At 52.0% G+C, this 11,773-nt stretch carries 9 protein-coding genes; 8 read left to right on the forward strand and 1 reads right to left on the reverse strand.

Going from position 1 to position 11,773, the window contains the following annotated elements; genetic code table 11:
- Positions 1-38 precede the first annotated feature (38 nt).
- The 3 genes from CBX96_RS14790 to CBX96_RS14800 all read left to right on the forward strand — a co-directional run bounded on the left by CBX96_RS14790 (position 39) and on the right by CBX96_RS14800 (position 3,516).
- Positions 39-1,565 (forward strand): YifB family Mg chelatase-like AAA ATPase, encoded by a 1,527-nt coding sequence (locus CBX96_RS14790; protein WP_109287222.1) that lies wholly within the window; start codon positions 39-41, stop codon positions 1,563-1,565.
- A gap of 99 nt (positions 1,566-1,664) precedes the next feature.
- The gene (locus CBX96_RS14795) at positions 1,665-2,567 is read left to right on the forward strand and encodes an acyltransferase (protein ID WP_109287223.1); all 903 of its coding nucleotides are present in this window, start codon (positions 1,665-1,667) and stop codon (positions 2,565-2,567) included.
- A 7-nt stretch (positions 2,568-2,574) separates the two neighbouring features.
- A complete protein-coding gene (locus CBX96_RS14800) occupies positions 2,575-3,516 on the forward strand; it encodes an acyltransferase (protein ID WP_109287224.1) in 942 nt (313 codons plus the stop codon).
- 32 nt (positions 3,517-3,548) lie between these two features.
- Here the strand turns inward: CBX96_RS14800 and CBX96_RS14805 are convergent, their stop codons facing one another.
- Entirely contained in the window at positions 3,549-4,022 is a 474-nt protein-coding gene (locus CBX96_RS14805; RefSeq protein WP_109287225.1) for a DUF523 domain-containing protein, read from the reverse strand.
- Between the two features lie 348 nt (positions 4,023-4,370).
- On the opposite strand from CBX96_RS14805, the gene CBX96_RS14810 reads away from it, so the two are divergent.
- The 5 genes from CBX96_RS14810 to prpF all read left to right on the forward strand — a co-directional run bounded on the left by CBX96_RS14810 (position 4,371) and on the right by prpF (position 11,531).
- The gene (locus tag CBX96_RS14810; protein WP_109287226.1) at positions 4,371-5,159 is read left to right on the forward strand and encodes a GntR family transcriptional regulator; all 789 of its coding nucleotides are present in this window, start codon (positions 4,371-4,373) and stop codon (positions 5,157-5,159) included.
- Between the two features lie 66 nt (positions 5,160-5,225).
- On the forward strand, positions 5,226-6,104 hold the full coding sequence (gene prpB / locus CBX96_RS14815) for a methylisocitrate lyase (RefSeq protein WP_011624869.1): 879 nt from the start codon (positions 5,226-5,228) through the stop codon (positions 6,102-6,104).
- Positions 6,105-6,337: 233 nt separating this feature from the next.
- Positions 6,338-7,465: a 2-methylcitrate synthase gene (gene prpC, locus CBX96_RS14820; protein ID WP_011624355.1), complete on the forward strand. Its 1,128-nt coding sequence runs from the start codon at positions 6,338-6,340 to the stop codon at positions 7,463-7,465.
- 138 nt (positions 7,466-7,603) lie between these two features.
- Positions 7,604-10,207, forward strand: a complete 2,604-nt coding sequence (gene acnD / locus CBX96_RS14825; RefSeq protein WP_109287272.1) for a Fe/S-dependent 2-methylisocitrate dehydratase AcnD — start codon at positions 7,604-7,606, stop codon at positions 10,205-10,207.
- Positions 10,208-10,337: 130 nt separating this feature from the next.
- Entirely contained in the window at positions 10,338-11,531 is a 1,194-nt protein-coding gene (gene prpF / locus CBX96_RS14830) for a 2-methylaconitate cis-trans isomerase PrpF (RefSeq protein ID WP_109287227.1), read from the forward strand.
- Positions 11,532-11,773 lie beyond the last annotated feature (242 nt).

Raw genomic sequence — 11,773 nt, forward strand, 5'->3', positions numbered from 1 at the left:
CAAATTCTGCGCAAAAAGATCAACAAAAGGATTTGTTTATGGCGATAGCCTGCGTGCATACCCGAGCCAGTTGCGGTGTTGAGGCTCCAGAAGTCATAGTGGAAGTGCATCTCAGTAATGGGCTGCCCGCCTTTAATCTGGTGGGCTTACCCGAAGCCTCGGTCAAAGAAGCGCGCGAGCGTGTACGCAGCGCCTTGATCAATGCGGGATTTGAATTCCCTATGCGCAGGATAACGGTTAATCTCGCGCCGGCGGACTTGCCTAAACAAGGGGGCCGTTACGATTTGCCCATCGCCATAGGCATTCTGGCGGCTTCGGAGCAAATCCCCGCCAGCAGCCTTAAAAATACCGAATTTGTCGGCGAGCTCGCGCTCTCGGGGCAGATTCGCCATTGCCAAGGGTTGCTGCCCGCCATCATTGCGGCTAAACGCCATAATAATCAGTTAATTCTTCCCTTAGAGAATCGCCACGATGCCGAGCTTGTGGGCTATCACGGGGTCTATTTTGCTTCCCATTTACAAAGCCTAGCCGCGTTTCTCCACGGACAAGCACCATTGCCTATGCTCGAACAACAGCTCGAATGGATTAGCGATGAGGCGCCAACCACCCAGCCTTGCCTGAGCGACGTCATAGGCCAGTATCAAGCTAAACAGGCCCTCGAAATCGCCGCGGCAGGAAACCATAATCTGTTGATGCTCGGTCCGCCGGGCACGGGTAAAACCATGTTAGCCAGCCGCATTATGGCGCTACTGCCCATACTCAATTACGAAGAGGCATTAGAGGTCGCCGCCATCCATTCGGTGGCGGGCATTAATATCAAACCGCAGGATTTTCTCAAGCGGCCATTTCGGGCGCCGCACCATACCAGTTCGTCCATCTCCTTGGTCGGCGGTGGCAGCATTCCTAAACCGGGGGAAATCTCCCTCGCCCATCGCGGCGTGTTATTTTTAGATGAAGTCGCCGAGTTTCCCCGTAAGGTGCTCGATTGCCTGCGTGAACCCATGGAAACGGGCGAAGTAGTGATCTCCCGCGCCGCCGCTAAGTTAACCTTTTTAAGCCGCTTTCAATTGATCGCCGCCATGAATCCCAGTCCCAGCGGCGATATTGAAGGAGCGAACCGCGCCACACCCGATCAGGTTCAGCGCTATCTCGCCAGACTCTCGGGGCCTTTTTTAGATAGGTTCGACCTCACCATCGAAGTCCCCAAACTCCCCGCAGGTACACTCACACAACCAACAAGTACCAGCGAAACCAGTGATGAAATCGCTAAACGAGTCAAACGCGCCCGCGATAGCCAACTCGCGCGAGCTGGCGTGCTCAACAGTGAACTCTCGGGAAAACAACTAAAACAATTCGGCGGCCTCAGCGACGCCGACTTAGGCTTTTTAGAGCAGAGTGTCGTCAAGCTTGGGTTATCCGTTCGCAGCTTTCATCGCATTCAACGTGTTGCCCGCACCATTGCCGACCTAGAGCAAGCGCCCAATACCGAACGGCGCCACCTCGCCCAAGCCTTAGGTTATCGCGCCATGGACAAACTATTAGCTCGCTTATCCCAGCAGTATTGAAGCCCAAAATGTTAACAAATGCCCCGACCAGCTGCCGTAAGATTGAGCCAAACGCCGACACCGAGTAACATAGGCCTCCAATTTTATCAGGAGGCACTAATGGGGACGCTGTTTTCACAATTAAAAGGCTGCATTGCCTTCTTAGGTTATGTGGTGAACACCTTGTTTTGGGTTATACCCATAGTGCTAGGTAGCCTGATAAAGCTTATCCCTGTGCCTCCATTGAGAACGGCCATCAGCTACTTTCTCGACTTTTGCGCGAGCGCCTGGATCAGCGTCAATGGCGTGATTGAACGTGTGCTGCACCCAGTCGACGTCGAACTCACGGGTGACACCCAGTTCTCGACCAAAGAATGGTATATGGTGATTGCTAACCATCAGTCCTGGGTAGATATTTTAATCCTGCAACGGGTGTTTAACCGCCGCATTCCCTTCCTGAAGTTCTTCCTCAAACAGGAACTGCTTTATGTACCAGTATTAGGACTGGCGTGGTGGGCATTGGACTTTCCCTTTATGCGCCGCTATAGCACGGCACAGCTGAAGAAAAATCCGAAGCTCAAGGGCAAAGATATTGAAATTACACGTAAAGCCTGCGCGAAATTTAAAACTAAACCCGTGAGTGTGATGAACTTTGTCGAAGGCACGCGTTTTACTAAGGCCAAACATAAAAAACAAAACTCACAGTTCCAACATCTATTAAAACCTAAAGCGGGTGGCATGGCCTTCGCGCTATCTGCGATGGGAGAACAGATCCACAAGTTAGTGGATGTCGCAATATACTACCCTGGCCCTGTCCCGAGCTTTTGGGACTACCTGACAGGTAAGCTGCCAAAGGTTAAAGTACACATTAAAGTGACCGATATTGCGCCAGGCATGCGTGGCGACTACATGAATGACCGTGATTTCAAAATTAGCTTCCAAGAACAATTGAACGACATTTGGCTCGCAAAAGATCAAGTGATCAGCCAACTGGCTGGCCAAGCGGACCAAGAAGTAAGGTAAAACCTCTATGTTGAATTTCCTTCCCGGCCCAGTGCTGTTTATTCTCAGTCTGAGCCTGCTGATCATTAACACCGCCCTTTGGGGAACCTTGGTTTGCCTCGGTGGTTTAGTGAAAATGCTGATGCCAGCTCAAAGTGCACGCAACGCAGTGACCGCACTGATGAACCGTTTTATGTGGGCATGGGCGAGCTGCAATGGTGGCATTTTATATTTGATTGCCAAAATTGAGTGGGACATCCAAGGCCTCGAAGGATTGGATAAAAACGGCTGGTACTTGTTAATCAGTAACCACCTCAGTGGCTTTGATATTGCCGCGCAGACCTACCTACTGCGTAACCATATCCCTATGCTGAAGTTCTTCCTTAAGAAAGAGCTGATCTATGTGCCTATTATGGGCCTAGGTTGCTGGGCGCTCGACATGCCCTTTATGGACAGAACCAGCCCGGCAAAACTCAAGAAAAATCCAAAGCTTAAGGGTAAGGATTTAGCGACCACTCGCCGCGCCTGTGAGAAATTTAAAAATATGCCCACCTCGATCATCAACTATGTTGAGGGCAGCCGTTTTACCGAAGACAAACGCCAGCGTCAGGATTCACCTTACCGCCATTTACTGCGTCCTAAGGCGGGCGGTATTGCCTTTACCCTGTCGGCCATGGGTGAGCAATTTACCAATCTGTTGGATGTGACCTTAGTGTATCCCGATGCACCGGATGATGTGTTATTCGGCGTGATGAACGGCAAAGTGCGTAAGATTGTGGTGCGAGTTCGCGCCTTACCTGTTCCCCAAGTCGATGCGACTCGCTACTTTGCCGAATCCGAATACCGCGTCGAGTTTCAGCGTTGGTTAAACCAAATTTGGGTCGAGAAGGACGAGCAAATCGATTCGCTGTTACTGCAACATCGACAGCTGACGGACAGCGCCACCAGCACCCACACTCAGCTTCACTAACGTAAAGTGAGTCGATAGCGGGTTAGGCTTACCTAGCCCGCTGATTCCGCCTCAAGCAGCGCCAGCCTTGTTGCCGCTTGCGCTAATTCCGTTTCATTAAACACACTCACACCCGCCGCCTGCAGTAATTCCGCCGTCATTCCCTGCCCTGCGATTAAACGTTTACTGAAAGTGCCATCATAAATATGTTGATTGCCACAGGAAGGACTGCGCGCCTTTAAAATCGCAATTTTAATACCTTGATCCTGAGCCAGAGCAAGCGCCTTTTGCGCCCCCAACCTAAAAGCTGCTGTTACATCTTCACCCTGCGCCGTTAGCACTACCTCGCCGACACGCTCGGCAGCAGGCCTTGGTGTAGCTAATCCGCCCGCGCATTCGGGACAAAACGCCACTATACGATCTTCTCGCTGCCATCGCTGCATCCACTCGTTTTGCAGCAAATTATGGCCACCGTCATAACGTACCGCCTGCCCGAGCAAACAACTGCTAATGAGGATTTTCTCCATCCTGTCCCCCTAATGCCTAAACCCCAAGAGCCTTAACTCTGTGAGTGCCGCCCCATACCTCCTTAGCATTGTACTCAATAAGTCGCAATGGGGTAAAAGCTGTGCTTGAACGGAGCTTCAGACATCACTCAACACTAAAATTGTCGACAATTATTAATTACAAAATAGAGAAGATAAAATTATCAAAATCAACTAAAAACAAAAATAACCAACAAATACAACATTTAATATAGTAAAAACCAGAAATATAGACTTACGTCTAAGTAAACATATTGTTGACAATAATCATTAGCGGGACTATTTTTTACCCATTGTCGACAATCCAGCAATCAACGAGTGATGCGCAGTATGTTGAAGCAAGAGACCATATTCCCAACAGATGACACCCCAAGCTCAGTGGCCCATGCCGCGACGAGCCCAACGAATAAGGTGAAATCCCTCGCCAGCGAAAAATCGTCGACCACCTTAGCCGATCAAATTTTGGTGCAAATACAAACCAGCATCATCAAGGGCGAACTGCCTGCGGGTAGTAAGATCAACGAGCAAGCTCTCGCCGAAAAATATGGCATCAGCCGCGGCCCGACCCGTGAAGCGCTACAAACCTTGGAAAGACAACGTCTCGTTGTCCGCGCGCCCCATGTAGGAGCCCGAGTAGCTCAACTCACAGTGAGCGAGTTAAACGATTTATATCAATTACGTAGCGTGCTCGAAGGCATGGCCTGCGAACTCGCCGCCAGCCGCATTACCCCAGAACAGCTGGCGAAGTTGCAAGACCTGCTCGCCGTGCAAGAAACCGCGCTGGCCAATGGCGATACCTATTTCCAAGAGGAAGGCGATGTCGACTTCCATTACCAAATCATCCAAGCCAGCGGCAATAAGCATCTGCAAGAAACCTTAATTGGTGGGCTTTACCACCTGCTGCGGATGTATCGCTATCAATGCACCAATAAGAACCGCCCAGTAAAAGCCATTGCCGAACACAGACGTATCGTCGAGGCCATCGCCCAGCGTGATGGTGAACTCGCCAGTCTGTTGATGCGTCGCCATATTGAGCAAGGCCGTAAAAATACCGAATTACGCTTGATTGAATTACAAGCTAACGCCGCCGCGAAAGAAACCTTAGCCAATATTAACTAAGGCGTTGCGGCCCATAAGCATCCAATGCTGAACACTCAGTACCCTAAATAGGATAAGGACAAGACCATGACCCAAAGCGCAGGATTACGTTTTCGCCAAGCTCTTGCTAACTCAAAACCGCTGCAAATCGTCGGCACCACCAATGCCTATTTCGCCCTGATGGCGGAGCAAACGGGTTTCCAGGCCCTGTATCTGTCGGGCGCAGGCGTAGCGAACGCCTCCTACGGTTTACCGGATTTAGGCATGACCTCGATGAACGACGTGCTGATCGATGCCGGTCGTATCACCTCTGCAACCCAACTGCCACTGCTGGTCGATATCGACACAGGTTGGGGCGGCGCTTTCAACATCGCCCGCACCATTAAAGAATTTGAAAAAGCAGGTGTTGCCGCGGTGCACATGGAAGACCAAGTGTCACAAAAGCGTTGTGGCCACAGACCCAACAAAGCGGTCGTCAGCACAGAGGAAATGGTTGACCGTATCAAGGCCGCCGTCGATGCCCGTACCGATCCTAACTTTGTGATCATGGCGCGTACCGATGCGGTTGCCGTAGAAGGTTTAGAAGCGGGTATCGAACGTGCAAAAGCCTATATCGCCGCGGGTGCCGATATGATTTTCGCCGAAGCCTTAACTGAGCTCGACCAATACCGTCACTTCAAGGCGCAGGTTAACGCACCAATTCTGGCGAACATGACCGAATTTGGCCAAACCCAATTGTTCAACAAAGAAGAACTTGCCGAAGCGGGCGCCGACATGGTGCTTTACCCACTCGGCACTTTCCGCGCCGCTAACCAAGCTGCACTGAAAGTGATGCAAGCGCTGATGAATGATGGCCATCAACGCAATGTCTTAGACACTATGCAGACCCGTGCGGATCTGTATAAGTACTTGGGCTACCACGCCTTTGAAGACAAGTTAGATCAATTGTTTAGCCAAGATAAGTAAAAGATAAGTACAGACCATGGACGTCAGTAGAAGCTTAGGCTTCGCGTTGTTACTGATACCCAGATGCGCGAGCCGTGACCTCAAATAACGGCTCACACATCACCGACACGCTGCAACCCTACATAAGGCCGAAACGAGTATTTCGCCAACATTATGCAGCTTTAACCAAAAAGCGAGACGGCCAATATTGAGCCGGTCTGCAATAACCATAGCGTTAACGGAAGGGAAGAATTATGTCAGACGCAAAAAAATTAAGTGGTGCAGGATTACGTGGCCAGAGCGCGGGTGAGACCGCATTAAGTACCGTAGGTGTATCGGGCAGCGGCCTGACCTACCGTGGTTACGATGTGAAGGACTTGGCCGAAAACGCCACCTTCGAAGAAGTCGCCCACCTCATCCTCTACGGTGAGCTGCCAACCACAGCACAACTCGAAGCATACAAGACCAAACTCAAGGGCATGCGCGGCCTGCCACAGGCATTAAAAGAAGTATTAGAGCGTATCCCTGCCGACGCCCATCCAATGGATGTCATGCGTACCGGTTGCTCTATGCTGGGTAACCTCGAAGCCGAGCACAGCTTTAGCGAGCAAAGCCAAATTGCCGATCGTTTACTGGCGGCCTTCCCATCGATCATCTGCTACTGGTATCGCTTTAGCCACGATGGTGTACGCATCGAAACCGAAACCAATGATGAGCAAATCGGTGCTCACTTCCTGCACCTGCTGCACGGCAAAGCCCCATCGGCGCTGCACGCTAAGGTAATGGACGTATCGTTAATTCTGTATGCAGAGCATGAGTTTAACGCTTCAACCTTTACCGCCCGTGTGTGTGCATCGACCCTGTCGGACATGCATTCCTGCGTCACTGGTGCTATCGGCTCACTGCGTGGTCCGCTACACGGCGGCGCTAACGAAGCGGCGATGGAACTGATCCAAGACATGAAAGACGAAGCCGATGCCCGCGATGTGCTCATGGGTAAACTCGAGCGTAAAGAGAAGATCATGGGCTTTGGTCACGCCATCTACCGTGAGTCAGACCCACGTAACGCCATCATCAAAGAATGGTCTGAAAAACTGGCCGCCGATTACGGCGATGATCGCCTCTACCGCGTATCGGTCGCCTGTGAAGCCCTAATGTGGGAACAGAAAAAACTCTTCTGTAACGCCGACTTCTTCCACGCCAGTGCTTACCACTTCATGGGCATTCCAACCAAGCTGTTTACCCCGATCTTCGTTTGTTCACGGGTAACAGGCTGGACGGCGCACGTGATGGAGCAGCGTTCAAACAACCGCATTATTCGTCCAAGTGCCGACTATGTGGGTGTAGCGCTACGTAAAGTCGTGCCGATTGCAGAGCGTTAATAACACAACAGGAACTGGCGCTAAGCGTCAGTTCCGCATGAGCTCTTTAGGTCTAACGCCTTAATAAAAGAGCCGAATTTACCCTATGTGGCTGCGATAGCGGCCACCGAAGTACAAATAGGTACGGACATTACCACTATGACCACAGCTATGAATCGCCTCTATCGCAAGCCCTTACCAGGCACAGCACTCGACTATTTCGATACCCGTGAAGCCGTTGAAGCCATCAGCCCCGGCGCCTACGCTAAACTACCCTACACCTCGCGTGTGTTAGCGGAAAACTTAGTGCGTCGCTGCGAGCCAGAGGCGCTAACCGCCTCACTAAAACAAATTATTGAATCTAAACAGGAACTGGATTTCCCATGGTTTCCTGCCCGCGTAGTGTGCCACGATATTTTGGGCCAAACCGCGCTGGTTGATCTTGCGGGTCTGCGTGATGCGATTGCCGCTAAGGGTGGCGATCCAGCGAAGGTGAACCCCGTTGTGCCAACTCAGCTAATTGTCGACCACTCGCTGGCGGTGGAATACGGCGGCTTCGATAAGGACGCCTTTGCGAAAAACCGCGCCATCGAAGACAGACGCAACGAAGACAGATTCCACTTTATCAACTGGACGCAAAAAGCCTTTAAAAACATTGATGTTATCCCACAGGGTAACGGCATCATGCACCAGATTAACCTAGAGCGTATGTCACCTGTGGTGCATGCGCGCGATGGCGTTGCCTTCCCAGATACCTTAGTGGGCACCGACAGTCACACACCACACGTAGATGCGCTGGGCGTTATCGCCATAGGTGTGGGTGGACTTGAAGCAGAAAGCGTGATGTTAGGTCGCGCCTCTTATATGCGTCTGCCCGACATTATCGGCGTTGAACTCACTGGCAAGCCTCAGCCAGGCATTACCGCCACCGATATCGTATTAGCCCTGACCGAATTCCTGCGTAAGGAAAAAGTGGTTTCTTCTTACCTTGAGTTCTTCGGCGAAGGCGCAGAGGCTCTAACACTTGGCGATCGCGCGACTATCTCTAACATGACGCCAGAATTTGGCGCCACCGCCGCCATGTTCTATATCGACCAACAGACGCTAGACTACTTAACCCTGACGGGTCGTAGCGATGAGCAAGTGAAGCTGGTTGAAACCTATGCCAAGACTACAGGTTTGTGGAGCGATGATCTCAAGCAGGCCGAGTACCCACGTACCCTGCATTTTGATCTGTCATCGGTAGTGCGTACCATTGCTGGCCCATCGAATCCCCATGCTCGCGTTCCGACTTCAGAACTGGCCGCGCGCGGCATCAGTGGCGTAGTTGAAAACGAGCCAGGCTTAATGCCAGATGGCGCCGTGATTATTGCGGCGATTACAAGCTGTACCAACACCAGTAACCCACGCAACGTAATTGCGGCGGGTCTGCTGGCACGTAACGCCAATGCTAAAGGCTTAAGCCGTAAATCTTGGGTGAAAACCTCACTCGCCCCCGGCTCTAAGGCGGTACAACTGTATTTAGAAGAAGCCAACTTGCTGCCAGAGCTGGAGTCATTAGGCTTTGGTATTGTCGGTTTTGCCTGCACCACCTGTAACGGTATGAGCGGCGCACTCGACCCGGTTATTCAGCAGGAAGTGATCGACCGCGATCTTTACGCCACCGCCGTATTATCCGGTAACCGTAACTTCGACGGCCGTATTCACCCCTACGCCAAACAAGCTTTCCTCGCATCGCCACCGTTAGTGGTGGCCTATGCGATCGCAGGTACCATTCGCTTCGATATCGAGAAGGATGTGTTAGGCCACGATAAAGACGGCAACCCAGTGCGCTTAATCGATATTTGGCCAACGGATGCCGAAATCGATGCCGTGATTGCAGCAAGCGTGAAGCCAGAGCAGTTCCGTAAGGTCTACGAGCCGATGTTCGACCTGAGCGTCGACTATGGCGATAAGGTCAGCCCACTGTACGACTGGCGCCCACAATCGACCTATATCCGCCGTCCTCCTTACTGGGAAGGCGCATTAGCGGGTGAACGCACCCTCAAGGGCATGCGCCCATTGGCCGTACTGGGTGACAACATCACCACCGACCATTTATCACCCTCGAACGCGATTATGATGGACAGCGCGGCGGGTGAATACCTGCACAAGATGGGTCTGCCAGAGGAAGACTTTAACTCCTACGCGACCCACAGGGGCGACCATCTAACGGCCCAACGTGCCACCTTCGCTAATCCCAAACTCAAAAACGAGATGGCGGTTGTCGATGGCAAGGTGAAACAAGGCTCACTGGCGCGTATCGAGCCAGAAGGCAAAGTGACCCGTATGTGGGAAGCCATTGAAACCTATATGGATCGCAAACAACCGCTGATCATTATCGCTGGCGCAGACTATGGTCAGGGTTCATCCCGTGACTGGGCGGCCAAGGGCGTGCGCTTAGCGGGCGTTGAGGCCATTGTCGCCGAAGGCTTCGAGCGTATTCACCGCACTAACCTAGTCGGCATGGGTGTATTACCGCTGGAGTTTAAGGCTGGCGAGAATCGCGCTACCTATGGCATAGATGGTACCGAAGTGTTTGACGTTTATGGTGAAATCGCGCCAAGAGCGGATCTCACTGTCGTGATTAGCCGTAAAAACGGCGAGCGCGTCGAAGTGCCAGTAACTTGCCGTTTAGATACCGCTGAAGAAGTGTCTATCTATTCTGCAGGCGGCGTGTTGCAGCGTTTTGCGCAGGACTTTTTAGAGTCGAACTTGAAGTAGCTTTCGCAAACAAATAACTCTCGCAAAACAAGTAACACTCGCACAAGGGGCGGCGACTCGAGACAAAGACGCCGCCTTTACGACTGACGCAAGCGTTTAACGAATCGCTATTCCCCTTGGAGTTAATAGCATGAGCAAGAATCCGTTTCCGCCCCAAATTAAAGTTGCCGCCACCTATATGCGCGGCGGCACCAGTAAAGGGGTGTTTTTCCGTTTACAGGACTTACCCGAAGCAGCCCAAGTACCCGGCCCAGCTCGAGATGCCCTGCTGCTGCGCGTGATTGGCAGCCCCGACCCCTATGGCAAGCAAATTGATGGCATGGGCGGCGCCACCTCAAGCACCAGTAAAACCGTTATCCTGTCGAAAAGCAGCCAAGCCGACCACGATGTCGACTATCTGTTCGGCCAAGTATCTATCGACAAACCCTTTGTCGATTGGAGCGGTAACTGCGGTAACTTAACCGCCGCCGTGGGCGCTTTTGCTATCAGTAATGGGCTGATTGACGCTACGCGCATCCCACAAAACGGCGTCTGCACAGTGCGTATTTGGCAGGCCAATATTGGCAAAACCATTATTGCCCACGTGCCGATTACCGATGGCATGGTGCAAGAGACTGGTGATTTTGAGCTGGATGGTGTGACCTTCCCCGCCGCCGAAGTGCAAATCGAATTTATGAACCCCGCCGCTGACGAAGACGGCGATGGTGGCAGCATGTTCCCCACGGGTAACTTAGTGGATGTGTTAGAAGTGCCTGGTGTTGGCAGCTTTAATGCGACCATGATTAACGCGGGAATTCCGACCATATTCATCAATGCCGAGGATTTAGGTTACACGGGCACTGAGCTGCAGGACGATATCAACAGCGATAATGCCGCTCTAGCGAAGTTTGAAACCATTCGTGCGCATGGCGCGGTGCGTATGGGACTTATCAAGCATATTGATGAAGCCGCATCACGCCAACATACCCCTAAGGTGGCCTTTGTTGCTAAGCCGAAAAACTATGTGTCATCCAGTGGAAAAGCCGTCGCGGCAGAGGAGATCGATCTGCTGGTACGCGCCCTCTCCATGGGCAAATTGCACCATGCGATGATGGGCACAGCCGCCGTGGCGATTGGTACAGCGGCGGCGATTCCCGGCACTTTAGTCAATCTCGCAGCAGGCGGTGGTGAGAAGGAAGCGGTACGTTTTGGCCACCCTTCAGGCACCCTTCGCGTCGGCGCTCAGGCCATGCAAACAAATGGCGAATGGACTGTCGTCAAAGCCATTATGAGCCGCAGCGCCCGCGTACTAATGGAAGGCTTTGTTCGCGTACCGGCGGCTTAAGCCAAGAAAAGCGTTCAACCAAAGACCTTGCTTCTCCCCCTTCCGGCAAGGTCTTTTTTTATTTCGTTATTAGGCAAATCCCAATATGTTGGCATTCGGTAAAAACTGCTAAACTCCCCCTCGATAGCAAGATAATCACAAGCCGCATTTTGCGTCCTGTAAATCCGTGAATATACTGATTATTCATTTGATATTTAGCTGAGCTCGCGTCTTTGTTGCACTATACGCGGCATCCCCAAGGT

Source organism: Shewanella sp. BC20, assembly GCF_003129585.1.
Lineage (GTDB): Bacteria > Pseudomonadota > Gammaproteobacteria > Enterobacterales > Shewanellaceae > Shewanella > Shewanella seohaensis.

Coding starts and splice junctions, on each gene's coding strand:
- CBX96_RS14790 (WP_109287222.1), top strand. CDS start 39: ATGGCGATAGCCTGCGTGCATACCCGAGCCAGTTGCGGTGTTGAGGCT.
- CBX96_RS14795 (WP_109287223.1), top strand. CDS start 1,665: ATGGGGACGCTGTTTTCACAATTAAAAGGCTGCATTGCCTTCTTAGGT.
- CBX96_RS14800 (WP_109287224.1), top strand. CDS start 2,575: ATGTTGAATTTCCTTCCCGGCCCAGTGCTGTTTATTCTCAGTCTGAGC.
- CBX96_RS14805 (WP_109287225.1), bottom strand. CDS start 4,022: ATGGAGAAAATCCTCATTAGCAGTTGTTTGCTCGGGCAGGCGGTACGT.
- CBX96_RS14810 (WP_109287226.1), top strand. CDS start 4,371: ATGTTGAAGCAAGAGACCATATTCCCAACAGATGACACCCCAAGCTCA.
- prpB (WP_011624869.1), top strand. CDS start 5,226: ATGACCCAAAGCGCAGGATTACGTTTTCGCCAAGCTCTTGCTAACTCA.
- prpC (WP_011624355.1), top strand. CDS start 6,338: ATGTCAGACGCAAAAAAATTAAGTGGTGCAGGATTACGTGGCCAGAGC.
- acnD (WP_109287272.1), top strand. CDS start 7,604: ATGACCACAGCTATGAATCGCCTCTATCGCAAGCCCTTACCAGGCACA.
- prpF (WP_109287227.1), top strand. CDS start 10,338: ATGAGCAAGAATCCGTTTCCGCCCCAAATTAAAGTTGCCGCCACCTAT.